The organism is Saccharothrix algeriensis (genome assembly GCF_016907655.1).
GTDB lineage: Bacteria > Actinomycetota > Actinomycetes > Mycobacteriales > Pseudonocardiaceae > Actinosynnema > Actinosynnema algeriense.
The window spans coordinates 5,584,281-5,609,698 of sequence record NZ_JAFBCL010000001.1; the positions used below are offsets into that span (position 1 = coordinate 5,584,281).

24 protein-coding genes are annotated in these 25,418 nt (G+C 74.6%); 11 read left to right on the forward strand and 13 right to left on the reverse strand.

Going from position 1 to position 25,418, the window contains the following annotated elements; all coding sequences use genetic code 11:
* The first annotated feature begins 17 nt into the window (after nucleotides 1–17).
* Both JOE68_RS25560 and JOE68_RS25565 read left to right on the forward strand, forming a co-directional pair.
* Nucleotides 18–1,568 carry an MDR family MFS transporter gene (locus JOE68_RS25560; protein WP_204844834.1) on the forward strand — a complete coding sequence of 517 codons (1,551 nt, stop codon included), beginning with the start codon at nucleotides 18–20 and terminating at the stop codon, nucleotides 1,566–1,568.
* A 52-nt stretch (nucleotides 1,569–1,620) separates the two neighbouring features.
* Nucleotides 1,621–2,211, forward strand: coding sequence for a TetR/AcrR family transcriptional regulator (locus tag JOE68_RS25565; protein ID WP_204844835.1), 591 nt, complete (start codon nucleotides 1,621–1,623; stop codon nucleotides 2,209–2,211).
* On the opposite strand, the gene JOE68_RS25570 is transcribed toward JOE68_RS25565, so the two are convergent.
* The 4 genes from JOE68_RS25570 to JOE68_RS25585 are packed head-to-tail and all read right to left on the reverse strand — an operon-like array spanning nucleotide 2,208 to nucleotide 5,656.
* Nucleotides 2,208–3,413: an ABC transporter permease gene (locus JOE68_RS25570; RefSeq protein ID WP_204844836.1), complete on the reverse strand. Its 1,206-nt coding sequence runs from the start codon at nucleotides 3,411–3,413 to the stop codon at nucleotides 2,208–2,210. The two genes, JOE68_RS25565 and JOE68_RS25570, sit on opposite strands and share 4 nt — an antisense overlap.
* Nucleotides 3,410–4,090 carry an ABC transporter ATP-binding protein gene (locus tag JOE68_RS25575; RefSeq protein WP_204844837.1) on the reverse strand — a complete coding sequence of 227 codons (681 nt, stop codon included), beginning with the start codon at nucleotides 4,088–4,090 and terminating at the stop codon, nucleotides 3,410–3,412. Before JOE68_RS25575 ends, JOE68_RS25570 begins: the two co-directional genes overlap by 4 nt.
* Nucleotides 4,087–5,145, reverse strand: a complete 1,059-nt coding sequence (locus JOE68_RS25580) for a peptidoglycan-binding protein (protein WP_204844838.1) — start codon at nucleotides 5,143–5,145, stop codon at nucleotides 4,087–4,089. The genes JOE68_RS25575 and JOE68_RS25580 overlap by 4 nt, the downstream gene beginning before the upstream one ends.
* Before the next feature lie 25 nt (nucleotides 5,146–5,170).
* A complete protein-coding gene (locus tag JOE68_RS25585) occupies nucleotides 5,171–5,656 on the reverse strand; it encodes a hypothetical protein (RefSeq protein WP_204844839.1) in 486 nt (161 codons plus the stop codon).
* Nucleotides 5,657–5,809: 153 nt separating this feature from the next.
* On the opposite strand from JOE68_RS25585, the gene JOE68_RS25590 reads away from it, so the two are divergent.
* Together JOE68_RS25590 and JOE68_RS25595 are read left to right on the forward strand one after the other, a co-directional pair.
* Complete coding sequence (locus JOE68_RS25590; protein ID WP_204846287.1) at nucleotides 5,810–6,496, forward strand: response regulator transcription factor; 687 nt, start codon at nucleotides 5,810–5,812, stop codon at nucleotides 6,494–6,496.
* Nucleotides 6,487–7,626 (forward strand): ATP-binding protein, encoded by a 1,140-nt coding sequence (locus JOE68_RS25595; protein WP_204844840.1) that lies wholly within the window; start codon nucleotides 6,487–6,489, stop codon nucleotides 7,624–7,626. Before JOE68_RS25590 ends, JOE68_RS25595 begins: the two co-directional genes overlap by 10 nt.
* Before the next feature lie 240 nt (nucleotides 7,627–7,866).
* Here JOE68_RS25595 and JOE68_RS25600 read toward each other — a convergent pair whose 3' ends face one another.
* From JOE68_RS25600 to JOE68_RS25615, 4 genes are all read right to left on the reverse strand, one after another.
* On the reverse strand, nucleotides 7,867–8,478 hold the full coding sequence (locus tag JOE68_RS25600; RefSeq protein ID WP_307819415.1) for a transposase: 612 nt from the start codon (nucleotides 8,476–8,478) through the stop codon (nucleotides 7,867–7,869).
* On the reverse strand, nucleotides 8,457–8,948 hold the full coding sequence (locus JOE68_RS25605) for a winged helix-turn-helix domain-containing protein (RefSeq protein WP_204840485.1): 492 nt from the start codon (nucleotides 8,946–8,948) through the stop codon (nucleotides 8,457–8,459). Before JOE68_RS25605 ends, JOE68_RS25600 begins: the two co-directional genes overlap by 22 nt.
* Before the next feature lie 571 nt (nucleotides 8,949–9,519).
* Nucleotides 9,520–10,785: a cytochrome P450 gene (locus tag JOE68_RS25610; protein ID WP_204844841.1), complete on the reverse strand. Its 1,266-nt coding sequence runs from the start codon at nucleotides 10,783–10,785 to the stop codon at nucleotides 9,520–9,522.
* Nucleotides 10,786–10,877: 92 nt separating this feature from the next.
* On the reverse strand, nucleotides 10,878–11,429 hold the full coding sequence (locus JOE68_RS25615) for a TetR/AcrR family transcriptional regulator (RefSeq protein WP_204844842.1): 552 nt from the start codon (nucleotides 11,427–11,429) through the stop codon (nucleotides 10,878–10,880).
* A gap of 102 nt (nucleotides 11,430–11,531) precedes the next feature.
* Here JOE68_RS25615 and JOE68_RS25620 point away from each other — a divergent pair, with 102 nt between their 5' ends.
* Nucleotides 11,532–11,993 carry a MarR family winged helix-turn-helix transcriptional regulator gene (locus JOE68_RS25620; protein ID WP_204844843.1) on the forward strand — a complete coding sequence of 154 codons (462 nt, stop codon included), beginning with the start codon at nucleotides 11,532–11,534 and terminating at the stop codon, nucleotides 11,991–11,993.
* The gene (locus JOE68_RS25625; RefSeq protein ID WP_204844844.1) at nucleotides 11,990–13,555 is read left to right on the forward strand and encodes an MDR family MFS transporter; all 1,566 of its coding nucleotides are present in this window, start codon (nucleotides 11,990–11,992) and stop codon (nucleotides 13,553–13,555) included. The genes JOE68_RS25620 and JOE68_RS25625 overlap by 4 nt, the downstream gene beginning before the upstream one ends.
* A gap of 54 nt (nucleotides 13,556–13,609) precedes the next feature.
* Here the strand turns inward: JOE68_RS25625 and JOE68_RS25630 are convergent, their stop codons facing one another.
* Together JOE68_RS25630 and JOE68_RS25635 are read right to left on the reverse strand one after the other, a co-directional pair.
* Nucleotides 13,610–14,578, reverse strand: coding sequence for a beta-propeller fold lactonase family protein (locus JOE68_RS25630; RefSeq protein ID WP_204844845.1), 969 nt, complete (start codon nucleotides 14,576–14,578; stop codon nucleotides 13,610–13,612).
* Nucleotides 14,579–14,676: 98 nt separating this feature from the next.
* Entirely contained in the window at nucleotides 14,677–15,540 is an 864-nt protein-coding gene (locus JOE68_RS25635) for a hypothetical protein (protein ID WP_204844846.1), read from the reverse strand.
* 342 nt (nucleotides 15,541–15,882) lie between these two features.
* Here JOE68_RS25635 and JOE68_RS25640 point away from each other — a divergent pair, with 342 nt between their 5' ends.
* The 3 genes from JOE68_RS25640 to JOE68_RS25650 all read left to right on the forward strand — a co-directional run bounded on the left by JOE68_RS25640 (nucleotide 15,883) and on the right by JOE68_RS25650 (nucleotide 19,382).
* The gene (locus JOE68_RS25640; protein ID WP_204844847.1) at nucleotides 15,883–16,554 is read left to right on the forward strand and encodes an arsenate reductase/protein-tyrosine-phosphatase family protein; all 672 of its coding nucleotides are present in this window, start codon (nucleotides 15,883–15,885) and stop codon (nucleotides 16,552–16,554) included.
* Nucleotides 16,551–17,675: a chromate efflux transporter gene (gene chrA, locus JOE68_RS25645; RefSeq protein WP_204844848.1), complete on the forward strand. Its 1,125-nt coding sequence runs from the start codon at nucleotides 16,551–16,553 to the stop codon at nucleotides 17,673–17,675. Before JOE68_RS25640 ends, chrA begins: the two co-directional genes overlap by 4 nt.
* Before the next feature lie 120 nt (nucleotides 17,676–17,795).
* The gene (locus JOE68_RS25650) at nucleotides 17,796–19,382 is read left to right on the forward strand and encodes a pentapeptide repeat-containing protein (RefSeq protein ID WP_204844849.1); all 1,587 of its coding nucleotides are present in this window, start codon (nucleotides 17,796–17,798) and stop codon (nucleotides 19,380–19,382) included.
* A 336-nt stretch (nucleotides 19,383–19,718) separates the two neighbouring features.
* Here JOE68_RS25650 and JOE68_RS25655 read toward each other — a convergent pair whose 3' ends face one another.
* From JOE68_RS25655 to JOE68_RS25665, 3 genes are all read right to left on the reverse strand, one after another.
* Nucleotides 19,719–20,411 (reverse strand): PIG-L deacetylase family protein, encoded by a 693-nt coding sequence (locus tag JOE68_RS25655; protein WP_204844850.1) that lies wholly within the window; start codon nucleotides 20,409–20,411, stop codon nucleotides 19,719–19,721.
* Nucleotides 20,412–20,641: 230 nt separating this feature from the next.
* Complete coding sequence (locus JOE68_RS25660) at nucleotides 20,642–20,788, reverse strand: DUF1059 domain-containing protein (protein WP_121007155.1); 147 nt, start codon at nucleotides 20,786–20,788, stop codon at nucleotides 20,642–20,644.
* Nucleotides 20,789–20,954: 166 nt separating this feature from the next.
* Nucleotides 20,955–21,938, reverse strand: a complete 984-nt coding sequence (locus tag JOE68_RS25665) for a hypothetical protein (RefSeq protein WP_204844851.1) — start codon at nucleotides 21,936–21,938, stop codon at nucleotides 20,955–20,957.
* A gap of 147 nt (nucleotides 21,939–22,085) precedes the next feature.
* Between JOE68_RS25665 and JOE68_RS25670 the strand changes: the two genes are divergently transcribed.
* A complete protein-coding gene (locus JOE68_RS25670) occupies nucleotides 22,086–24,647 on the forward strand; it encodes a DUF4118 domain-containing protein (RefSeq protein WP_307819891.1) in 2,562 nt (853 codons plus the stop codon).
* Nucleotides 24,644–25,330, forward strand: a complete 687-nt coding sequence (locus JOE68_RS25675) for a response regulator (RefSeq protein ID WP_372443338.1) — start codon at nucleotides 24,644–24,646, stop codon at nucleotides 25,328–25,330. The genes JOE68_RS25670 and JOE68_RS25675 overlap by 4 nt, the downstream gene beginning before the upstream one ends.
* The last annotated feature ends 88 nt before the right edge of the window (nucleotides 25,331–25,418 follow it).

The window sequence follows — 25,418 nt, forward strand, 5'->3', positions numbered from 1 at the left end:
ACACAAAGGGGGGAACGATGTCCGTCGAAACGACCGAGCCGAGCGCGGGGAGCACCGCGCGCCGGGACGTCGTGCAAGCCATGTCCGGGCTGATGCTGGGCATGTTCATGGCCATCCTGGCCTCCACGATCGTGTCCAACGCGCTGCCGAGGATCATCGCCGACCTCCAGGGCTCCCAGTCGGTCTACACCTGGGTGGTCACCACCGAGCTGCTGGCCATGACCGCGACCGTGCCGCTGTGGGGCAAGCTCGCCGACCTCTACAGCCGCAAGCTGCTCATCCAGCTGTCGCTGGGCATGTTCGTGGTGGGCTCGCTGATCGCCGGGTTCTCCCCGAACGTGGAGGTGCTCATCGCCAGCCGCGTCGTGCAGGGCCTGGGCGCGGGCGGCATGACGGCGCTGGCCACGATCGTGATGGCGGCCATGATCCCGCCGCGCGACATGGGCAAGTACGCCGGCCTGTTCGGCGCGGTGTTCGGCGTCGGCACGGTCGCCGGGCCGCTGATCGGCGGTGTCATCGTGGACACGTCCTGGCTGGGCTGGCGCTGGTGCTTCTTCATCGGCGTGCCGTTCACCCTCGCCGCGATCGCCCTGCTCCAGCGCACCCTGCACCTGCCGGTGGTGCGCAAGGAGGTCAAGATCGACTACCTGGGCGCGGCGCTGATCGTGGCCGGCGTGTCGACGCTGCTGGTGTGGACGACGCTGGCGGGCAACCAGTTCGAGTGGCTGTCCGGCTGGACCGCGCTGATGGTGGTCGGCGGCCTGGTGCTGCTGGCGCTGGCGGTGTGGGTGGAGGCGCGGGCCGAGGACCCGATCGTGCCGCTGTCGATCTTCGCCAACCGCACGGTCACCCTCACCACGCTGGCCAGCGCGCTCGTCGGCGTGGCGATGTTCGGCGGCACGGTGTTCCTGTCCCAGTACTTCCAGATCGGGCTGGGCAAGACGCCCACGCAGGCCGGCCTGATGAGCCTGCCGCTGATCTTCGGCCTGCTCGTGTCGTCCACGGTGGCCGGCCAGCTGATCACCAAGTGGGGTCGCTGGAAGGTGTTCCTGGTCGCGGGCGGCGTGGTGATGGTCGGCGGGATGGCGCTGCTGGCCACCATCACCGCGGGCACCGGCGTGTTCGTGGTGTCGGTGCACATGGCCGTGCTGGGCGTCGGCGTCGGGATGCTGATGCAGAACCTGGTGCTGGTGGCGCAGAACGACGTGCCCGCCAAGGATCTCGGCACGACCACGTCGACGCTGACGTTCTTCCGCTCGCTGGGCGGCGCCATCGGCGTGAGCGTCCTGGGCGCGGTGCTGGCCAACCGGGTGACCGGCCTGATGACCGAGAAGTTCGGCCCGCTGCCCGGCGGCGACTCGGGCTCCGTGCCCGACCTGTCGCAGCTGCCCGTGGAGGTCCGCGGCATCATCCAGGACATCTACGCGACCGCGACCGCCGAGCTGTTCCTCATCGGCGCGCCCATCGCGGTGGCCGCGCTGCTGGCCGTGCTGTTCATCAAGGAGAAGCCGCTCAAGACCCTCAGCGGTGACGAGCGCCTGGCCGCCGAAGCCGCCGCCGGCCACTGACCCGCAGCCCGGTTGCCGGGGATCGTCGCGCTCCGGTGCGACAATCCCCGGCATGGGACGACCTGCCGGTCTGCGGGAGCGCAAGAAGCTGGCCACCCGCACCGCCCTGGCCGACGCCGCGCTCCGGCTCTGCGCCGAGCGCGGCGTCGACGGCGTGACGGTCGAGCAGGTGGCGCACGAGGCCGGCGTGTCGCTCAGGACGTTCTTCAACTACTTCTCCTCCAAGGAGGAGGCCGTCGTCGCGGGCGACGTGGCGACGGCCGAGGCGTTCGTCCTGGCGTTCGCCGCCCGCCCCGCCGGCGAGCCGGTGCTGGAGGCCCTGCGCCACGCCCTCGTCGACGTCGTGCCCGAGCGCATCGACCGGACCAGGCTCGCCCGGCTCCGGGCGCTGCGCCGCACCCCCTCCCTGCTGCCGCACGTGATGGCCGCCTTCCACGCGCAGGAACGAGCCCTCGCCGACGCCGTGGCCGACCGGGTGGGGACCGACCCGGACACCGACCTCTACCCGGCGATGCTCGCCGCCGCGGTGATGGCCACGCTGAGGGTCGTGGTGACCCGGTGGCTGGACACCGACGACCGACGGCCCCTCGCCGACCTGGTGGACGTGCTGGTCGAACGCCTGGACGCCGGTTTCGCCCGCTAGCCGGCCGCGAGCGCCTCGGTCGGGCTGAGGCGCGCGGCGCGCGCGGCCGGGTAGAGACCCGCGATCAGGCCGGTGGCGATCGCCGCCGCGAGACCCGCGCCGACGGCGGCCCACGGCAGGGTGACCGGCAGGTCGCGGCTGAGCGAGTAACCGACGCACGCCCCGATGCCCACGAGGACGCCCAGGCCCCCGCCGAGCGCGGACATGACCGCCGACTCGGCGAGGAACTGCGCGCGGACGTGGCCGCGGGTGGCGCCGAGGGAACGGCGCATCCCGATCTCGCCGCGGCGTTCGAGCACCGAGATGATCATCGTGTTGGCCACGCCGATCCCGCCGACGAGCAGCGACACCGCGCCGAGGCCGAGGAACAGCTCGTCGAACGCCGAGCGGGCGGCCAGCTGTGCGGTCAACGCGTCCGACGGCCTGCTGACCACCACGTTCTCCGGGCTCTCCGGGTTCACCGTCGCCGCGAGCACCGCGCGCACGTCGGCCACCGCCTCGTCGGTGGACCGCTCGTAGATCGTCGTCGGGTGACCGCTGAAGCCGAACTGCTCCCGGGCGACCGGCCAGCCGATCAGCGCCGCGCGGTCGACCTCCGGTGCGAGCGGCAGCGGCGCCAGCAGCCCGGTCACCGTGAACCACCGGTCGCCCAGGTGGACCTGGTCGCCGACGGAGCCGATCCCGAGGCGCGACGCGGCCACCGAACCCAGCACCACCGCCGGGTAGCGCTCGGTCGCCGCGGTGAGGAACGAACCCGCGGCGACCGAACCGCCGAGGGCGCCCAGCAGGTCCAGCCGGGCCGCGAGCACCGCGATCCCGTTGGTGTCGGCGGCGTCGACCTTGTCCGTGCGCCGCACCGAACGGCCGGGGACCGCGCCCACCGCGCTGACCGACTGCACACCGTCGATCCGGCCGACCATGGCCACCGACTCGATCGGCAGCTCGGTCTGCCCGCCGAACAGGTCCCGGCCCGGCGAGACGGTGAGCATGTTGGTGCCCAGGCTGCTGATCCGGGCGAGCAGGCCGGCCTGGCCGGCGGCGCTGATGCCCAGCACCGCGACCATCGCCGTCACGCCGACCGCGATGCCCAGCAGGGACAGCACCGCCCGGCCGGGCCGGCCGCGAACACCGGACGTGCTCTCCCGCAGCAGGTCCGGCACGCGCAACGCCGACGACGGCGGCAATTCCGCGGGCGCGGTCACCGGGCACCGGCCGAGTCCTCGACGACCGAGCCGTCGAGGATGCGCACCCGGCGGGGGAGCCGGTCCGCCACCCCGTTGTCGTGGGTGATCACCACGATGGTCGTGCCCTCCCGGTTGAGCTCGTGCAGCAGGCCCAGCACGACCGCGCCGGAGGCGGAGTCGAGGTTGCCGGTCGGCTCGTCGGCCAGCACGATCGCCGGGTCGGCGACCAGGGCACGCGCGATGGCCACGCGCTGCCGTTCGCCACCGGACATCCGGGCGGGCCGGTGACCGAGCCGGTGGCCGAGACCGACCCGGTCGAGCACCTCGGCCGCTCGCTCGCGGCGCCGGCGGTGCGGCACACCCTGGTACACCAGGCCGGCCGCCACGTTGTCCACTGCGGACAGGGTGGAGCCGAGGAAGAACTGCTGGAACACGAACCCGATCCAGTGCGCGCGCATCGCGGCCAGCGTGCCGTCCCGCACCGCGGACACGTCGTGGCCCAGCAGGCGGATCGTGCCGCTGGTCGGTGCGTCGAGCGTGCCCATCAGGTGCAGCAGCGTGCTCTTTCCGGAGCCGGACGGCCCGACGACGGCCATCAGCTCACCTTCCCGGACCGCGAGCGAGACGTCGGTCAGCGCGGGGACACCGCCCCGGTAGACCTTGCTCACCCCGGACACCGCGATCACGTCGTTCACCGCGCGGGCACCTGCACCTCCATGCCGTGGGACAGCCCGTCGGCCGAGACCTCGACCTGGCCGCCGGCGAAGAAACCGGGTCGCACCACCACCCGGCGCGCCCGCCACGTCCCGTCCTCGCCCGTCTCGATCACGTCGACCGCGTAGTCCCCGTCGGGCATCGCCAGCAACGCGACCAGCGGCACCGCGAGCACGTCCTCGTGCGCGTCACTGGTGAACTCGACGGAAACCGGTGCGCCGTCGAGGGTTCCGGCCGCCTCCGGCTCGTCCAGCGTGATCCGGACCGGCACGGTCGCCCCCGCACCGCCGTCACCCGCGCTCCCCGGGTCGCGCGGCGGCGCGGTCGCCACGGTGCCCACGGAGGCGACCTTCCCCGGTGTCGGGGCGCCGCCGGGCAGCAGGACCCGCACGGCGGCGCCCGGGACCGCGAGGCCCTGCTGGGCGACGGCCATGTCCACGGTGACCACGCGTGCCGTGCCCGAGGCGGTGGCCACGACGGGTGGCAGCTCCCCGCCGAGCGTGGCCCGGACCTCGACGACCCGCAGGTCGGTCGGCGCCACGACGGCCTCCCCCGGCCGGACCTCCCCGGTGTCCGGCACGCCGAGCGCGCGCTGCCAGCGGCCGACCGCGTCGCCGACCGCGGCCGAGAAGTGGTCGCTGTCCACGACCAGGTCCGGCCCGAAGCCCAGCGCCCGCAGGTTGTCGCGCAGCAGCCGGACATCCGGGCCGTCGTCGACACCGACGGCCAGCTCCCGCCACAACGGCACGTCGCCGTGCAGCAGCGGAATCGGCCGGTTGTTCACCGCGTACACGCGCTCGCCCCGCCGCACCACCGCGCCCTGCGCGGGCAGCCACGTGGCGATGCCGCCGCCGGGAGCGGCGATCGGGAAGTTGCCGTCGAAGCCGAGAGCGCCCTCGACGCGGGTGGTCTGCACGAGGTCCGCGCGCACCACTTCGGCGGTGGGCGGAACCGGTTGCGCGCCCGCGACCGCGGCCGGCCGGTCGGGGCGCAGGAGCACGAAGGGCACCGCGCCGACGGCGATCGCACCGATCACGCCGGCGACCCACCACCGACGGCGCTCACTCGCCACCGGACTGCCCCCCGGTGGTCCGCCGGCTGTCCCGGCGGCAGTCCTGCACCGCCTGCACCGCCTTCGGGTCCTTCGAGTCGAGGTCGAGCCGCAGCGGTTGGCCCGGCGCCGGGTCCTGCACCGCCATGCCGCGCTCGCGCAGGCAGCGGGCCAGTGCGAGCGCGCGGTCCTGCGCCCGGGGGTCTTCGGCGTCCTTGCCGCTGCCCTGGCCGAGGAAGTGGCGGCACCCGTCGACCGCGGCGGCCATCGCCGGGTCGGTCTTCGCCTCGGCGGGCAGTTCGACGGTCTGCGCGCCGGGTGACGGGTCGGGCAGGGTGAAGCCCCGCTCGCGGACGCACTGGGTGAAGCGGACCGGGCCGTCGGCGGCGACCGGGGTCGTCGTCGCGGGCGACCCGCCGGACCCCTGCGAGCACGCGGTGAGCAGTGCCACGCCGAGCAGCACCGGCCCGGCGAGGCGGACGGACAGCGGAACCAAGGTGAACACCTTCCCTCGGGAGCGCGCGGCTTTCGCGCGTCACCGGGAAGCTCTATCCGATCGGGGTTTTCCGCCGCGTCTCGCTGCGCCGATACGCCGGTGAAACACCGCGGTCCCTACCCTGTCCGCAACGGGCATGGGAGGGCTGTGGACGTGCGGGTGCTGGTCGCCGAGGACGAGCCCGCGCTGGCCGGGCTGATCGCCGAGGGCCTGCGCCGCGACGCCTTGGCCGTGGATGTCGCCCTTTCGGGGGACGAGGCGATCGAACGGCTCGCGGTGAACCGTTACGCCGTCGTCGTGCTGGACCGGGACCTGCCCGGCGTGCACGGGGACGAGGTGTGCCGGCGGATCGTGGCGGGCCTGTCCACCGGCCGGGTGCTGATGCTCACGGCGGCGGTGTCGAAGCAGGACCTGATCGGCGGGCTCTCCCTCGGTGCGGACGACTACCTGGCCAAGCCGTTCGACTTCGACGAGCTGCTGGCCCGGGTGCGGGCGCTGGGCCGCAGGCCGGCCGAGGTGATCTCGCCGGTGCTGCGGCACGGCGACCTGGAGCTGGACGTGCCGCGCCACCAAGCGGTGCGCGGCGGGCGGTACCTCGCGCTGTCCAAAAAGGAGTTCGCGGTGCTGGAGGCGCTGCTCGGCGCCCGGGGGAGCGTGGTCAGCGCGGAGAGCCTGCTGGAGAGCGCGTGGGACGAGAACACCGATCCGTTCACCAACGCCGTGCGGATCACGATCAGCAGGCTGCGGGCCAAGCTCGGCGACCCGCCGTTGATCGAGACGGTGCCGGGGGTCGGCTACCGGATCCGGGACGGCCTCGCCGCAGCGCCCGGTTGCGCCTGACGCTGTTCTACGGCGGCCTGTGCCTGGCGTCGTGCCTGGTGCTGCTCACCGTGGTGCTGCTGCTGTCCGGGCAGACGCTGGCGGGCAGCGTGGAGGTGGTGATCCGCGACGCGTTCACCGGCGAGCGCCGCACGAGCGTCACGGTGCTCCCCAAGCAGTCCGCGGAGGCCGCGGCGATGACTCCCGGGCAGGTCAAGAGCCTCGCCGAGGAGATCCGCGACAACGCGTTGCACCACCTCGTCCTGATGTCGGCGATCGCCGTGGGCGTGATGGTGCTGTTCGCCTCCGTGGTCGGCTGGTGGGTGGCCGGCCGGGTGCTGCGGCCGTTGCACACGATCACCGAGCAGGCACGCAGCATGTCGGCGCGCAACATCCACGAACGCATCGCGCTCGACGGGCCGCCCGACGAACTGCGCGACCTCGCCGACACGTTCGACGACATGCTGGAGCGGCTCGACCGCACCTTCACCAGCCAACGCAGGTTCGTGGCCAACGCCTCGCACGAACTGCGCACCCCGCTCGCGATCGAACGCGCGATCATCCAGGTCCGCCTCGCCAACGCCAGGCCCGAGGACATCGACGCCATACGCGAGGAACTGCTCGACGCCAACCGGAGGTCGGATCGCCTGCTGCAAGGCTTGCTGCTGCTCGCCCGCAGCGAGAACGGCCTGCCCGAACGCCACCCGGTCGATGTCGCCGCGGTGGCCGAACGCGTCGTCGGCGAAGCCCTCGCCGGCTGCTCCGGCCTCCGCGGCGACCTGGTCACCGCCCCGCTGACCGTCCTCGGCGACGAGGTGCTGCTGACCCAGCTGCTCGACAACCTGGTCCGCAACGCCGTGCTGCACAACACCGAGAACGGCTGGTTCGCGGTCACCCTGACCTCCGACGGGACCATCACGGTCGCCAACAGCGGCCCGCCCGTTCCCCCGGAGACCGTGGACAGCCTGTTCGAGCCCTTCCACCGCGGCGCCGGCAAGAGAGTCGCATCCACCACCGGGGCCGGACTCGGCCTCGCCATCGTCGGGTCGATCGCCGACGCCCACGACGGCACGGTCACCGCCACCAGCCGCCCCACCGGGGGCCTTGACGTAACCGTCCGCCTCCCGCCGCACCGCCCCGCCCGAAGGTGATTCCCCACGGGCCGGTCCAGCGCCGAGTTCGTCGCCCACCGCCTCGCGGCCACCCGCTACGAATCCGTCATCCACTTCGCCGCGACCCACCTCGCCGCGACCAACGACCAACTCCGACCAGTTCCGACGCAGACCCCGGACGAACCGACGCAGCCCGCGCCCCCCGCTTTCGGCTCGTGGCACGCCCCGTGCAGTCCGGTGCTCTCGTGTTCTCCCCGTACTGATCTTCAATTGTTGGGGTCAGGTTGGTTCGGGGGTGAGGGTCAGGCCGGTGTGGGCGAGGAATCCGTCGAGCAGGTCGGGCCGGTTCCGGATGAGGCGGAGTCGGCGGCGCACGATCGGGACCAGGTCGTTCAGACCGACGGGGGCGAGGTTGGCCAGACCGCGTTTGAGGTGTGACCACACCCCTTCCACCGGGTTGAGTTCCGGGGCGTAGGCGGGTAGTCGGATCACGTGCAGCCAGTCCCGGGCGGCGAGGGCGGGCCGTATCCGGGCGCTGATGTGCCGGTCGAGGTTGTCCCAGATCAGCACGATCGGGCCGCCCAGGCGACGGTGGGCGTCGTCCAGCAGCGCGAGGTAGTGCCGCTCGAGGAAGCTGCGCGGGGCCGGCGGGCTGCGGCGGCGGTGGTGCACGAGCACCCGGTGCAGCAGCCGGGTGCGTTCGCCGGGTTTGACGCAGAGCAGGCCGGCCACCGAGATCCGACCCTGGGAACCGGCCCAGTAGGGCAGGACCGGGGTGTGGCCGCGCCTTGCCCAGGTGCGGGCCTTGTGCGGGCGGGTGTTGCAGCCGGTCTCGTCCTCGAAGCACAACCAGGCGCCCAGGTCCGCGGCTAGGGTTTTCCCCGCGCCCACGACTCCCGCCGCCAGGCGGTGACCGCGGCCTCGTCACGGCGGTCGGCCCGCCGGGCCGGCACCTGGGGGCTGTAACCGATGCGGTGCAGCACCAGCGACATCCCGGCCGGGGTGTAGCGCACCGCGAACAACCGCGCGACCAGCTCCGCGACCCTGGCCAGGGTCCAGCGTCGATCCTCGGTGTACCCGTGGGCGGCCGGCCCCTGCTCCAGGGCCTGGACCAGCCGGTCGAGCCGGGCCCGGTCCAGACGGCAGTCCGGCCCGCCCGGCCCCCTGGAGCGCAGGGCCTGCCGGCCCCCGGCACGCCACAAACGCCGCCAGGCATAGGCGGACTTGGTCGACACCCGCAGACCACGAGCGACCTCGCAGGCGCCCACACCACGCTCGAACCAGTCGGCGGCCTGCATCCGCACCGCCTCACGTCGGGCCCGTTCCCGTCCGGTCAGGCCACCACCATCGGGATAGCGCATACCCCACGGGTACCCCCGGGACAGCCCCACCCACCGACACAAGCCACCACAGACCCCAACAATTGAAGATCAGTATGGCCTGCCCGGAGGGCTACCATGCTTTCTTGGGGGGTGCAAGCACGCTTTTCGCTTGCACCCCCCAAGAAAGCATGGTCGTCTTTGACAGGTCATGCGGGGGGAACACGACCGCTGTTTCTTTTCATTCTCCTTGGCGGCCTGCCTGTCCGGCGAGGACTCTTTTGGGTTTTACCTGGATCCGTACCGCACCTGATATTTCCTGGATCGGTGCGGGACCTCAGTATGAAGAGCGGCTGGGAGGCCCCCAAGGAGGAGGGAAGTGCGTCGTGTTCTCCCCGTACGGCCTGCCGGAGGCAATCATGCCGAGCTGGGGGTGTCAAGCGGTGAAGCGTGCTTGACACCCCCAGCTCGGCATGATTGGGCTGCGCCCAGGCCGTACGGGGAGAACACGAGGCACACGGCTGCGCTGAACAGCGCCGCCGCGCGAGGCGCGGCCTGCGGTGCAAGCTGAAGCGCCGCCGCGCGGGGCGCGGCCTGAGTCGAAAGTCGCGTACTAGGCGTCCCAAGCCACCGGCAGGCTGTGCACGCCGTAGATCAGCATGTCGCTGCGCATCGGGACTTCCGAAGCGGGCAGGTCCAGTCGCAGGCCGGGTAGCCGGCGCAGCAGCTCGGTGAAGCCGGTCGCCATCTCCACCCGGGCCAGCTGCTGGCCGAGGCACTGGTGGATGCCGTGCCCGAAGGCCAGGTGCGAGGGGCGCGGCCGGGTGACGTCCAGGTCGTCGGGTGCGCTGTGGGTGCGCGGGTCGCGGTTGGCCGCGGGCACCGAGATGATCACCGTGGAGTCGGCGGGGATGGTCACGCCCGCGATCTCGACCTCTTCCAGCGTCAGGCGGACGGGGCCGAGGTGCACGATCGACAGGTAGCGCAGCAGCTCCTCCACCGCCGCCGGCACCAGGCTCGGGTCGGCGCGCAGCGCGGCCAGCTGCTCGGGGTGCTCCAGCAGCGCGAAGGTCCCCAGCGCGAGCATGTTGGCCGTGGTCTCGTGCCCGGCGACGAGCAGCAGGGTGGAGATGTTGACCAGCTCGTCGTCGGTCAGGTCGGGTGCGTCCTGGATGAGCCCGGACAGCAGGTCGTCGGCGGGCTCGGCGCGCTTGGCCCGCACCAGGCCGAGCATGAACCCGCGCAGCTCGTCACTGGCCTTGAGCACGTCGTCGACCGAAGCGTCGAGCCGGAGCAGGGTGGCCGACCGCTCCTGGAACTCGGCGCGGTCCTCGTAGGCGACGCCGAGCAGCTCGCAGATCACCAGCGACGGCACCGGCAGGGCGAACGCCGGCACCAGGTCGGCCCGGTTGCCGGCCGCGACCATCTCGTCCAGGTGCCGGGCGACGATCTCGTGCACGCGGGGTTCGAGCTGCCGCATCCGCCGCACGGTGAACTGACCCGTGAGCAGCTTGCGGTAGCGGGTGTGGTCGGGCGGGTCCAGGGTGAGGAAGTTGCCCGCGCGGACGGAGTCGTCCGACAGCCGCTCGCGCAGCGCGGCCGGCAGCCTGTCCAGCACGCGCCTGCTGCGCAGGCGGTCGGAGCTCAGCCGGGGGTCGGCGAGGGCGGCGCGCGCCTCGTCGTAGCCGGTGACCAGCCAGGTCGGGTCGCCGTCGTCCGTGGTGAACCGGTGCACGGGCCCTTGGGCGCTCAGCTCGGACTGGCGGGTCGCCGGGTCGAACGGGCGGTCGGGCGCGCGTGCGGTGAGCTCGGGCGGCAGCCGCAGCGCCAGCCTGTCCTGGTTGCCTTCGTGTTCCGGGGAGACGGTGGGGCTGGTCATCCGCGAGTCCCGTTCCCGACCCGGGGTGACCGGGCCGCTGCTCAGGGTGTTGGTAACACACGGTACCAAAACCTGCACACTGTGCAGCTTTCTCAGGCGAGCGCTTCGGCGACCCACTCGGCGAGCGTCCGGTCGGGGTGCTCCAGCCAGTGCGCGGTGGCCGCGCGCAGGGCGGCGAGGAACGTCGCGGCGAGCACCCGGGAGCGCAGCTCGTCCGCGCCGCGCGCGGCCACCGCGGCGGCCAGGTCCCGCTCGACCGCGGCGTGGGCGGCGACCTGGTGGGCGACCAGGCTGGGGTGCCCGCGCAGCAGCCGCCGCTGCGCCACCCAGGCCGGGTCGAGCCGGTCGCTCTCGGCCAGCAGGCCGGCCGCGGCGCCGGCCAGCGCGGCGCGCGGCGGCTCGTCGGCCGGGCGGGCGCGGACCAGGTCGAGCAGGCGCCGCAGGCGCAGCAGGTCGCCGTGGAAGAGGGCCTCCTCCTTGCCGGCGAAGTAGTTGGAGAACGTGCGGCGGGAGACCTCGGCGGCGTCCGCGATCGCCTCGACGGTGACCCGCTCCGGCCCGTGCTCCAGCGCCAGCCGCAGCGCGGCCTCGTGCAGCGCCAGGCGGGTGGCGGTCTTCTTGCGCTCGCGCAGCCCTGTGTCCATCGCCACCCCAGGCTACTGGATTTCCCACTGGGAAAACTTGCACGTTGGGCAAGTTTGATAGATGCTTGTAGTAAGCAAGCATTTCTCCGGGGAGGGGTCGACGTGGACACCAGCCCGCACCGCGAACTCGTCGAACGGCTGCGCGAGCTGCTCAAGGTCGTGCGCATGGTGCGCAACCAGCGCACGGACCGGTACCCGCCGGTGCCGACGGGCCTGGTCGGCACGCTGACGCTGATCGACCGCGCCCGCGGGTGCCACGCCAAGGAGCTGGCGCGGCGGACGGGCCTGGACCCGTCCACCGTCAGCCGGGCGGTGGCCGCGCTGGTCGCGCACGGCCTGGTGGAGCGGCGCGCCGACCCGGCCGACGGGAGGGCCAGCGTGCTGGCCGTCACCGAGGCCGGGCACGCGGCGCTCGCCGAGGCGCGCGACTGGTACGACGACCTGATGACCCGGGTGCTCGCGAACTGGGCGCCGGACGAGATCGAGGCCCTGACCTCGGCGCTCGGCCGCCTCACCACGGATGTCGAAGGAGCCCTGGGCTCCACTTTGGAGGCAGCTCGATGAGTGCACCCGCCACCGGCTCGGCCGGCGCGGAGCCGATGAGCCACCGGCAGATCCTGGAAGCGCTCAGCGGACTGCTGCTGGTGCTGTTCGTGGCGATGCTCAGCGGCACCGTGGTGTCCACGGCGCTGCCGCAGATCATCGGCGCGCTGGACGGGTCGCAGAGCCAGTACACCTGGGTCGTCACGGCGACCCTGCTCACCGCCACCGCGTCCACGCCCATCTGGGGCAAGCTGGCGGACCTGTTCGACAAGAAGACCCTGGTCCAGGCCGCCATCGTGATCTTCGCGGTCGGCTCGGTGATCAGCGGCTTCGCCCAGAGCGCCGGCCAGCTCATCGCGGCGCGCGCGTTCCAGGGCATCGGCGTCGGCGGGCTGCAGGCGCTGGTGCAGGTGGTGATCGCGGCGATGATCCCGCCCCGCGAGCGCGGCCGGTACAACGGCTACCTGGGCGCGGTCATGGCGGTCGCGACGGTCGGCGGTCCGCTGCTGGGCGGGCTGATCGTGGACACCTCGTGGCTGGGCTGGCGCTGGTGCTTCTTCATCGGCGTCCCGGTGGCGCTGCTGGCGCTGTTCGTGCTCCAGGCGACGCTGAAGGTGCAGAGCGTCCGGCGGCCGGGCGTCCGGATCGACTACCTGGGCGCGACCCTGATCACCGCCGGCGTGTCGGTGCTGCTGATCTGGATCTCGTTCGTGGACGGCTCGTTCGCGTGGGTGTCGTGGCAGACCGCCGCCATGGTCGGCGGCTCGGTGCTGCTGCTGGCGCTGGCGGTGCTCGTGGAGTCCCGCGCGGCGGAGCCGGTGGTGCCGCTGGGGATCGTGAAGCGGCGGACGACGGCGCTGGCGATCCTGGCGAGCGTCGCGGTCGGCATGGCGATGTTCGGCGGCGCGGTGTTCCTGGGCCAGTACTTCCAGATCGGGCGCGGCTACACGCCGACCGAGGCCGGGCTGCTGACCATCCCGATGATGGCGGGCGTGCTGGGCGCGTCCATCGTCAGCGGCCGGATGATCACCCGCAGCGGGCGCGTCAAGCCCTACATCGTGACGGGCGCGGTCGTCCTGGTGATCGGGTTCGCGGCGCTGGGCACGATCGACCACCAGACCTCGCTGGTGCTGGTGGGCGGCGCGATGCTGCTGGTGGGCACCGGCGTGGGCATGACCATGCAGAACCTGGTGCTGGCGGTGCAGAACACGGTGCCGCTGCGCGACATCGGCTCGGCCAGCGCGACCGTCGCGTTCTTCCGCTCGCTGGGCGGCACGATCGGCGTGTCGGTGCTGGGCGCGGTGCTGGCCCGCGACGTGCAGGACCGCATCACCAGCGGGCTCGCGGCGGCCGGCGTGCCGAGCACGGGCGCCGGCAGCGGCAGCCTGAACCTCGCCGCGCTGCCGGAGCCGGTGCAGAACATCGTGCGCGCGGCCTACGGCGACTCGACCGGGCACGTCTTCCTGATCTCGGCGTGCATCGCCGTGGTGGGCGTCGTCGCGGCACTGCTGCTCAAGCCGGTGACGCTGCGGTCGAGCCTGGACCTGTCCGAGGCGAAGGAAGAGGTCGGGACCGGCGTCTGAGACCGGTCGCGACGCGGGGGCGGGGCGCCGGGCGGCGCCCCCGCCCCCGCGCGTTCAGCGGTCCAGGGTGACGACCGAGACGCTGGCGGACCCGGTGTTGGCGACCAGGACGTAGCGCCTGCCGGGCCCCGAGGCGGTGTAGCGGGGGTCCTCGCCGAGCCTGGCCTCGCCGAGGACCCGGTTCGTGCGGGTGTCGATGGTGTTGACCGTGCCGGAGCCGGAATTCGTCACGTAGGCGATCCGGTCGCCGGCGTGCAGCGCGAGGCCGCGCGGGTTCTTCCCCACGGCGATGGTCGCGGTGACGGCGCCGCGGCGGGTGTCGACGACCGAGACCGTGCCGCCGAGGGTGTTGGTGACGTAGGCGGTGCGGTCATCCGGGGTCACCATGACGCCGCGCGGCTCGTCGCCGACCGGGATGGTCGCGATCTGCGCCCGGTCCCGCACGTCGACCACCGAGACGGTGTCCGAGTCGGAGTTCGCGACGTAGGCGCGCCGGCCGTCGGAGGTGAACGAGATGCCGCGCGGCGCGGCGCCGACCGGGACGGTGGCGACCACCGACCGGCTCCGGGTGCTGATGACGGTGACGGCGTTGGAGCCGGTGCTGCTGACCCAGACCTCACGGCCGTCCGGGGTCGCCGCGGCCAGTCGGGGCGCGTCGCCGACCGGGATGGTCTTCACCACCGCCCGCTCCCCGGTGTCGACGACCGACACGTCGTCGGAGTCGCGGTTGGCGACGTAGGCGAACCGGCCGTGCCGGTCGAACGCCACGCCGTAGGGGAAAGCGCCGACCGGGATGGTCGCCACCGCGGCGCGGCGGCGGACGTCGAGGACCGACACCGTGTCGGAGCCGGCGTTGGTCACGTAGGCGAAGCGGTGGTCCGGGGTGAACGCCGCCGCGCGCGGGTTGAGGCCCACGGCGATGGTGCCGGTGACGACCGGTTGCCCGGTCGCGGCCCCGGCGGTGGCGGTGGCCGGCGTCGCAGCGAGCAGCACGGCGAGCAGCAGGGCGGGGCGGTGGGGCACGGTTCTCCCTTTCGGGTGCGGGGTCGGGGCGGCGGACCCGGGTCCGGGCGGCGGGCCGGAGGTCCGGGTGCGGGCGGGGGGCGGTGCGTGGCCTGGGGTCAGGTGCGGGACCGGAGGCGGTCGCGGGCCGTCGCGAAGGCCGCGGCGCCGACTATCAGCACGAGCGGCAGCACGTAGTCGCCGTCCCGTTCGACGAATTGGAACCACTCCTGGCCCACCAGCGGCCGGAGTAATTCCGTGCCGAGTTTCCACCCGAGCACGAACCACAGCAGTGGGATGACCGGGCGGATGAGCACGGCCAGCCCGAGCAGGATTTCGAACGAACCGAACACGACCATCAGGTGTGCCCCGTCCACCCCGGCCCGGTCGATGCCGAAGAATTCGAAGAACCGGTACCAGTAAGCCTTCTGCTCGACCGCGCCGAAGCCCCCGTGGCCGATGAGCAGCAGCGCCAGGCCGCCGCGGGCGGCCCAGTGGACGCCGAGCAGCGCGCGGTCGGGCACGGCGGCGGGCTCGTCCGCCCTGGTCAGCCAGCCGCGCGCCGACCCGCCGAGCCCGACGAGGACCAGCATCGCCAGCGGCATCCCGTAGTTGCCGCCGCGCTCCAGGAACTCCCACCAGCCCTCGCCGACCGCCGGCCGCAGCAGCGCGGTGAACACGCCCCACGCGGTGGCGTGCAGGAGCACGATCCGGGTGGGCCAGAACAGCACCAGCAGCCCGACGGTGACGTCCAGCGCGCCGGTCAGGTACATCATGTGGTCCACCGCGGCGTCCGCGGAGATGCCGAACAGGTCGTAGTAGGGCAGCCACGCGCGCGACCGGCTCAACCCGGCCCACCCGTGCCCGAGGTACTCGATGGCGACGCCGATGCGCAGCAGCCAGTAGAGCTTCGTGGTCACCGGCGCCCGCGACCACCGGTCCCACACCGCACCGCCACGCGTCCTGATTTCCTGGTCGGTCATGGTCCCCCCATTCTCCAGGGGTGGAAGAGCTGACCGGGATGAACGTACGCAGCCGTTGAAAAAGTGTAATCGGCGCAACGCACCAATTCTCACTGTGATCTATATCACATAAATAGTGAAGCTAAGGGAAAAATGTCCGGGTTGAATTGCCGACTCTTTCCCGGTGATCCGCCGGGGGTGCGCGGGCGCGGCCGCCCGCCGCGCCGGTGGGCACCTGGGCGCCGGTGTGGGTGTGGCGGCGGGCGGGGCAGCGCTCGGGTGGGTCTCGCCTGGGGCGCCTCCGGGGGTCCGAGGTGTGGGCGGCTGTTGACCGGAGTGAACCACTCAGCCAGGATTGCCTCAATGGAAGTTGACCCCAGTCTCCGGGAGCGCGCCGCCGCGCACCACGCGCTGTCCGACCCGGTCCGCCTCGGCATCGTCGACCTGCTCGCGATCGGCGACCGGTCGCCCGGCGAGCTGGCCCACCGGTTCGGCCTCGGCACGAACCTGCTGGCCCACCACCTCGGAGTGCTCCGCGACGCGGGCCTCGTCGTGCGCGCCCGGTCCCACGCCGACGGCCGCCGCGCCTACGTCCGGCTCCGGCCCGAGGGGCTGGCCGGCCTGGGGCCGACCCCCGCGGTCACCGCGTCGCGCGTCGTGTTCGTCTGCACCCGCAACGCCGCCCGCTCACCGCTGGCCGCCGCCGTGTGGCAGCGGCGCAGCGCGCTGCCGGCCACCTCCGCCGGCACCCACCCCGGTCCGCGGGTCAACCCCCGCGCGGTGGCTGCCGCCCGGCGGCACGGCCTGCGCCTTGAGCGTGACCGCACCGCGCACGTCGACGAGGTGGTGCGACCGCACGACCTGGTGGTGGCGGTGTGCGACCGGGCTCATGAGGAACTCGGACCGGACGAGCGGCGCGTGCACTGGTCGGTGCCCGACCCCGGCGCCGCCGACACCGAGGCGGCCTTCGAGGACGTGCTCGCGCAGCTCACCGAACGCGTGGACCGGCTGGCCGCGATCGCGAGCGCGCCGTGAGCCGCGTCGGCCTGGCGACCATCGCCCGCGAGTGGGGCCGCATCGGCTGCATCGGCTTCGGCGGCCCGCCCGCCCACATCGCGCTGCTGCGCGACCTGTGCGTGACGCGCCGCAAGTGGCTCGGCGACGCCGAGTTCGAGGAGGGCGTCGCGGCGACCAACCTGCTGCCCGGCCCCGCCTCGACCCAGCTCGCCATCCTGTGCGCGTGGCGGCTGCGCGGCGCGCCGGGCGCGCTGGTCGGCGGGTTCTGCTTCATCGTGCCCGGCCTGGTGCTGATCCTGGCGCTGGCCGCGCTGTTCCTCGCCGCCGACCCGCCGCCGTGGGTGCTCGGCGCCGCCGCCGGCGCGGGGGCCGCCGTGCCCGCCGTCGCGCTGCACGCGGCGTGGGGGCTGGCGCCGGGCAGCTGGCGCAGGGTCGGGCACGTCCGGGCGGCCCGCGCCCGCTGGGTCGCCTACCTCGTGGCCGGCGGCGCGGCGGCGGCGGTGACGGGGCCGTGGCTGGTGCTCGTGCTGGTCGCCGCGGGGGCCGTCGAGACCGCCGTCGGCGCGCCGTCGGGCAAGCGGGCGTCGTGGCCGGTGGTGCTCGCCCTGCCCGCGGCCGGCGGCGGGCTGGGCGCGGTCGCGTGGGTGGCCGCGAAGGTGGGGGCGCTGTCCTACGGGGGCGGTTTCGTCATCATCCCGATGATGCGGCAGGACGCCGTGCACACCTACGGGTGGATGACCGACGCGCAGTTCCTCGACGCGGTGGCGCTGGGGCAGGTGACCCCCGGGCCGGTCGTGCAGACCGTCGCCGTCGTCGGGTACGCCGCGGCGGGCCTGACCGGCGGGCTGCTGGCCGCGGTGGTCGCGTTCGCGCCGTCGTTCGCCTTCGTCATCCTCGCCGGCCCGCGGCTGGAGCGGTTGCGGCACAACCGGACCGCCCAGTCCTTCCTGACCGGAGCGGGCGCGGCGGCCATCGGCGCGATCGCGGGTTCCGCGCTCCCGCTGGCCGGGTCGCTGCACGCCGGGTGGCAGTTCGCCGTCCTCGCCGCCGCGCTGGTCTGGCTGCTGGCGCTGCGGCGGGGCGTGGTCACCGCGCTGCTGGCCGCGGGGGCGGTCGGCGCGCTCACCGCCCTGCTCTGACCGCCGGCGTCGGTGCGGAACCCCTGCGGTGTTCCGCATCGGGGCGGACCGGGGGCGACTATGCACCGTTAGCATCGCCCACACCCCGATGCCGCCGACATCGGGTGATGGGGGGATGGGATGACCACCGGGGAGATCCCGGCCGCGGACCTCGCCGGCGCGGACGTCGAGGTGGTCGACGCCCACGTCACCGGGGTGCTCGAACTGCCCGACGCGCCGCCGCGCACCCTGCGGTTCACGCGCTGCCGGTTCGACCGCTCGCCGGTGCTGCGCGAGGCCGCCGTGCGCCGCGTCGAGTTCGACGACTGCGAGCTGCCCGGCCTGGACGCGCGGCGGCTGCGCTGCCGCGGCGACCTCGTGCTGACCCGCTGCTCCGTGCACGGCCCCGTGGAGCTGGGCGACGCGGAGGTCGGCGGGGAGGTCTCGGTGCGCGACAGCCGGGTCGCGGCCCTGCGCGCCCACCGGCTCGCGGTCGGCGGCGACCTGCACCTGGCCGGCTCCGTGCTGGACGGCGCCGACGGCGTCGCCCTCGACGGGCGCGGCATGAGGGTCGGCGGCGGGGTGCTCGGCGAGGACGAGGTGCGCATCGGCGTCACCGCCACCGGGGCCGTCGTGCTGACCGACGCGCGGGTCGGCGGCGCGGTGTCGCTGCGGCAGGCCAGGCTGGCGGACCTGCTGGCCGACCGTGCCCGGCTGACCGGCGATGTCGACCTCACCGAGGCGCGGCTGCGGTCGCTGAGCCTGGTCGGCGCGGTGGTCGGCGGCTCGCTGGTGCTCGGCGCGGTGGAGGTGGAGGAGGACGCGCTGGCCCTGGACCGGCTGCGCGTCGCCGGGGACGTGCACCTGGCGTTCGCGCTGGTCCGGACCGGCGTGCGGCTGGTGGACGCGCGGATCGGCGGCGACCTGCGCGCGGTGCGGGCCGAGCTGCGCGGCATCCGCGGGGCGCGGGCGCGGGTCGCCGGGGACGTCGACCTGGCGCAGGCCCGCAGCGACGAGGGCGTGCGGCTGGCGGGGGTGGACGTCGGCGGGCGGGTGGACCTGTCGGGGGCGGCGCTGCACGGCCCCGGCGGCGTGGCGCTGGACCTGCGGGGCGCGCGCGTCGGCGAGGAGCTGGAGCTGGCCGACCTGGCCGCGGAGGGCACCGTCGACCTGTCCGGGGCGTCCGTGCGGGGCCGGGTCGACCTGCGGGGCGCCCACCTGGGGGCGCGGGTCGTGTCGCTGGCCGCGTGCCGGCTGGTCGCCGACGCGCTGCGGCTGGCGGTCGAGGACGCGCCGCCGGGCCGGGTCGACCTGCGGTACGCGCGGTGCTCCTCGTTGCAGGACAACGGTTTCCTGTGGGGCGCGGGCGGCGGCGTCGAGCTGGCCGGCTTCGACTACCTGAGCCTGGAACCCCGCCTGGAGGGCCGTCCGGCCGTGCGGCGGCGACTGGCCCTGCTGGGCCGGGCGACCCGCCGCTTCACCCCGGACGCGTACGACCGGCTCGCCGCGGTCCTGCGCTCCGACGGGCGGGAGGTGGACGCGGCGACCGTGCTGGTGGAGAAGCACCGCCGGAGGTACGCCGAACGCGCCCGCGCCGCCGGGTGGGCCGGGCCGGCGGTGACCGCGTGGAGCCTGCTGGTGCGCTCGCTGACCGGCTACGGCCACCGGCTGTGGCGCGGGGTCGCCGCCCTGGCGGTGCTCGCGCTGGTCGCGTTCCTGGCCTGGTGACCCGCCCGCCGGCGCCGGTCGGGGCGGGCGCGCCGGCGCCGCCGGACCGCAGCCCGAACCCGGCGACCGCGCCGCCGGTGGGACCGGGTGGACGTCACCCGCTGCCCCGCCCGCCCCGATCCGCCCGACGGGCGCACCGCGCGGGGTCGACCACGACCGGCCCGAGGCCCGACACCACCCCCGGCACCGCCCCGGCCGGCGCGATCGGCCGGCGCGCCGGGCTGCCGCGCGGCCGGCGCCCCCCGTGCCGGCCGCGCACCGACGACTGTCCACCCCGGCGGTGACGGAACGTTGTCGCGGCGCTGACGCCGCGGGCGGCGGCCCGGCGCTGGGCCGTCACCCCTGCCCCGACGGCATCGGCGCGGCCGGCACCCGCAGGACCTCCTCGTGCCGGGGCGGCGGCGCGGTCGGCAGGGTCAGCTGGTAGCGGGCCACCTCGAACGGCTCGGCCGCCGCGTGGCCGCTCAGCCAGCCGTGCCAGGCGTCCTTCACCGCCAGGTGGTGCGAGCTGAGGTACGCGCAGTGCGACTGGCTGCGGTGCATGGCGATCGCGGTCGCCCGCGCGTGGGCGTGGGCCGGGGAGACCGGGTGGAACGCGGTCGGCGTGAACCCGGGCCCGCTGCTCGGCGTGCGGTACCAGATCAGGCTGACCGAGCTGCGCCGCACCGAGGACCGGGTGATGGCGGTGGCCGCGCGGTGGTCCTGGTGGGTGTCGTCGGGGTGCGGCGCGAGGACGACCTGCGCGTCCGCCGTCAGCCGCTCCAGCCAGCGCACCCGCGCGGAGGTGACCTCCAGCGCGCCGTCGCAGCCCGAGCCGTCCGCGACGACCCGCGCGCCCAGCACGCGCGCCGCCGCCTCGGCCTCCCGCAGCCGGTTCGGGTGGGCGCCGGTCATGAGGGCGACGAGGACGTCGTAGCCCGCGTCGGCGTAGGCGGCCAGCAGGCCGCCCGCGCCGTACTCCGCGTCGTCGGCGTGGGGCGACACCGCGACGACGACACCGCGCGGTCGGTCATGGGGACTGCTGTGCATCGCGCTTTCTCCAGGTGGTCTGTCCGGCTCCGGTCCGCTTCCGCGGAAGATCGCACGGACCGATATACAGAACCGGTCACGGTGCGTGCACGGACAAACCCGCGTTTCGCGTGTCCGTTCACTCCCGGAATGGAGGAATTCGCCCCTCCGGGCCGGATCCGGCCGCCTGCGGCCGGCGCGACCGCGACCACCGGGCGGCGACGCGACCGCCGCTCAGCGGGCCATGGCGCTCAGTAGGCCATGAACAGGATCTCGTCGCGCGAGTAGTCGTGCCCCGGGTGGTTCTCCTTGAGGTGCTGTTGGGTCTTCGCCACCAGCTCGTCCTCGTCCTGGCCGGTGATCCGCTCCCCGCAGGGGCAGGTGATGTTGCGCTTCATCGCGTCCTCCACTGCCGTCTCCGACCCGACTCTACCGGCGGGCGGCGGCTCCGGTCCCCCTGTGTCGATCACGTGCTCCGGGGGATCCGATGGCCTTTCACGTGCTCCCGCCCGACGTGGCGCACCACCGAACCGGCGCGCCACCGGCCGTTCGACCGACCGGGGCTCACCCGACCAGGGCAGCCACGTCCCCGCGCCCCCACGCCTGGAGCACCAGCCCCACCCGCGAGCTCGGGGCGACGGACGTCTCCACGCGCAGCACGCCGGGCAGGTCGGCCGGCGCCTCGACCCGCGCGCCGCGGGGCTCGGCGGGCCACCTCCCGACGCCGGCGCCGGTCGAGTCGAGCCGGTCGAGCACCCGGTCGCGCAGGGCGGCCGGGTCCGCGGTCGGCACGCACACCACCTCGGTCACCTCGTCCCGCGCCACCCGCACCCCGACGGCGGACACGAACCCGTGGTCGCCCGGCGCGCCGATGATCGCGACCGTGACCTCGCCCAGGCACGCCGCCAGCCCGCCGATCACCTCGTCCTGCGCCAGGGAGGGGCCGCCGGGGTCGGTGACCCGGGCCAGCGCCGCGCCGGAGGGCGCGAAGGCGACCGAGTCGCCGGTGACCCGGACCCGGTTGAACGCGCCGAGGTTCCCCGCCCACCCGAAGGGGCTGTCCGCGGGGATCTCGTGGTCCTCGCCGGTGATCCACGTGGTGGCGCCGGCGGTGTCCACGCGCTCGGCCCCCAGGCCGGCGAACTTCGCGTCGACCGCGGCCCGGTCGACCGCCATCCGCAGCAGGACCGCCGAGTCCGGCGGCCGGCCGACGCGGACGGCCTCGGTCGCGCCCGAGGGGTCGAACCCGGCGGCGTCGGCGATGGCGGCCGAGTGCACGGCCACCTCCGAGTAGCCGACGCCGAGCAGCGACCCGAACCGCTGCCGGTCGGCCCGGACCAGGTCCCGGATCGCCGCCACGGCCCCGTACTCGACCAGCTCGTCCGACACCCCGGCGGCCCGCACCCCGGCCGGCGCGCCGACCAGCCCGCCGGCCACGGGCGTCGGGGCCGGGACCGGGCTGCCCGGCGCGGTGGACGAGCACGCCGCCAACCCGACCACCAGGCCGACCGCCGCCACCAGCCGCCCCGCGCTCGCTAAACCACCCATGGCGCAGATGCCAGGTCTCCCGCGCCGATCCGCGCGGGGGTTTCGCGGCAAAGCCCGGACAGCGCCCGCCGCAAGGGTTTTTACGCTTCCCTGGCGGGTCCGGACCATCACGTTCACCGGTGCGCCGGGCGGAGCACACTGGTCCGCGTGGAGAGCAAGCGCAAGCGCGGCCAACTGCGGATCCACTTCGGGGCGGCGCCCGGCGTGGGCAAGACGTTCGCGATGCTGGGCGAGGCCCACCGCCGCCGCGAGCGGGGCACCGACGTGGTCGTCGGGCTGGTGGAGACGCACGGCCGGGAGAAGACCGCGCAGCTGCTGGACGGCCTGGAGCGGCTGCCGCGCAAGGTGGTGCGCCACCGCGGGGCCGAGTTCGCCGAGCTGGACGTCGACGCCCTGCTCGCCCGCGCGCCCGAGGTCGCCGTCGTGGACGAGCTGGCCCACACCAACGCGCCCGGCTCGCGCAACGCCAAGCGCTGGCAGGACGTCGAGGAGCTGCTGGAGGCGGGGATCGACGTGCTGTCCACGGTCAACGTGCAGCACCTGGAGTCGCTGAACGACGTGGTGGAGCGGATCACCGGGGTGCGGCAGCGGGAGACCGTGCCCGACGAGGTGGTGCGCCGGGCCGAGCAGGTCGAGCTGGTCGACATCACCCCGGAGGCGCTGCGCCGCCGGCTGGCCCACGGCAACGTCTACGCCGCCCACCGGATCGACGCCGCGCTGGGCAACTACTTCCGGCCGGGCAACCTGACCGCGCTGCGCGAGCTGGCCCTGCTGTGGGTGGCCGACCAGGTGGAGGTGGCGCTCCAGCGCTACCGCAGCGAGCAGCGCATCACCGACACGTGGGAGACCCGCGAGCGGGTGGTGGCCGCGATCACCGGCGGCGCCGAGAGCGAGACGCTGATCCGGCGGGCGCGGCGGATCGCCGTGCGGGCCGGGGCGGACCTGGTCGTCGTGCACGTCCTGCGCGGCGACGGCCTGACCGGCGTCCCCCCGCGGCTGGTGGCCCGATTCCGCCGGGTGGCCGAGGACGTGGGCGCCACCTTCCACACCGTCGTGGGCGACGACGTGCCGACGGCGCTGCTGGACTTCGCGCGGGGCGTCAACGCCACGCAGCTGGTGCTGGGCACGTCCCGCCGGTCGCGGCTGGCGCGGGTGTTCGACGAGGGCATCGGCGCGGCGGTCATCCAGGCGTCGGGCCCCATCGACGTGCACATGGTCACCCACCCCGAGGCCCGGCGCGGCCCGCGCCGCCGGGCGGGCCGCAACCCGCTGAGCCGGCGGCGGGTGCTGCTGGGCAGGCTGCTGGCGGTGCTGCTGCCGCTCGCGGTGACCGGGCTGGGGCTGCTCGCCCGCGGGGGCCTGTCCTTCGCCACCGACCTGGTCGGGTTCTTCCTCGCCGCGGTGGCCGTCGCGCTGGTCGGCGGGGTCGGCCCGGCGGTGGTCGCGGCGCTGCTGGGCGCGGGGCTGCTGAACTTCTTCTTCACCCCGCCCTACTACAGCCTGGCCGTGGCCACGCCGGAGAACCTGGTGGCGCTGGTCGCGATGCTCACCGTGGCGGTGCTGGTGGCGCTGGTGGTGGACCGCGCGGCCAGGCTGGCGGAGCAGGGCGCGCGGGCGCGCACCGAGGCCGCGCTGCTGGCCTCCTACGCGCGCACCGTGCTGGCCGACCCGCACCCGCTGACCCGGCTGCTGGAGAAGGTGCGGGAGAACTTCGGGCTGGAGTCGGTGGCCCTGCTGGAGCGCCGCGAGGGCGGGTGGGAGCGGGTCGCGTGCGCCGGGCCGCGGCCGTGCGACGACCCCGACGACGCCGACGTGGACGTGCCGGTCACCGCCGACGTGCACCTGGCGCTGCGCGGGCGGGCGCTGCCGGCGGGGGACCGGCGCGCCCTGGAGGCCGCGGCCGGGCAGGCGCTGATGGCGTTGCGGCAGCAGCGGATGGCGGCCGAGACCGCCGAGGCGCAGCGCCGCGCCGAGACCACCGAGCTGCGCACCGCGCTGCTGTCGGCCGTCGGGCACGACCTGCGCACGCCGCTCACGTCCATCAAAGCGGCCGTCGGCAGCCTGCGGGACGCGGAGCTGCGCCTGTCCGCCGAGGACACCGAGGAGCTGCTGGAGACCGTCGAGGTGTCGGCCGACCGGCTGGCGGGCCTGGTGGACAACCTGCTCGACTCCTCCCGCCTGGCGACCGGCGCGGTGCGACCGCTGCTGCGGGCGGTGACGTTCGACGAGGTGGTGGCGCGGGCGCTGGCGGGCATCGACGACCGGCGGCTGGTGTCGGTGGACGTGGGCGAGCAGCTGCCCGCCGTGCTGGCCGACGTCGGGCTGCTGGAGCGCGTGGTGGCCAACGTCGTCGACAACGCCCTGCGGCACGGCCGGCTGCACCCGCGCCGGCAGGTGGACGTGGACGGCGACGGCACGATCGCCACCGACGAACCCGAGGTCGCGGTGCGCGCCAGCGCCTACGGCGACCGGGTGGAGCTGCGCGTGGTCGACCACGGGCGGGGCCTGCCGAAGAACACCGCGGACGCCGTGTTCGCGCCGTTCCAGCGCCTCGGCGACCGCGACGCCACCCCGGGGCTGGGGCTGGGGCTGAGCGTGGCCAGGGGTTTCGTGGAGGCGATGGACGGCGCGATCGCCGCCGAGGACACCCCCGGCGGCGGGCTGACGATCGTGGTCTCGCTGCCCGTGGCGGAGGTGGCGGTGGCGTGACGGCCGTGACCACCGTGCTCGTCGTGGAGGACGACCCGCAGGTCGCCCGCGCCCTGCGGGTCGCCCTGACCGCGCGCGGCTACCGCGTGCTGACCGCCGCGGACGGCGCGTCGGCGCTGCGGGAGGCCGCGGCGGGCGCGCCGGACGTCGTGGTGCTGGACCTGCGATTACCCGACGTGGACGGGATCGAGGTGATCACCGGGCTGCGCGCGCGGTGCACCACGCCGATCGTGGTGCTGTCCGCGCGGACCGGCTCGGCGGACAAGGTCGCGGCGCTGGACGCGGGCGCGGACGACTACGTGACCAAGCCGTTCGGGATGGACGAGTTCCTCGCGCGGCTGCGGGCGGCGGTGCGGCGCGCCGGTCCCCGGCCGACCGGCGAGCCCCCGGTGCGCACCGCGTCGTTCACCGTCGACCTGACCGCGAAGAAGGTGCGCCGGGACGGCGCGGAGGTGCGCCTGACCCGCACCGAGTGGGCGCTGCTGGAGGTCCTGATCGCGGCCGGCGGGCGGCCCGTCGCCCAGCGCGAGCTGCTGGCGAGGGTGTGGGGCGCGGGCCACGAGACGGCGACCCACTACCTGCGGGTCTACCTGGCGCAGTTGCGCCGCAAGCTCGAACCCGAGCCCTCCCGGCCCCGCCACCTGATCACCGAACCCGGCCGCGGCTACCGCTTCCAGGCGTGACCGCGCTCCGGGGGTGACCGCGCTTCCGGGCGTGATCGCGCTCCGGGCGGGCGTGCGACGCCGGGCCGGTGGGGCCGTCGGGGCGGCG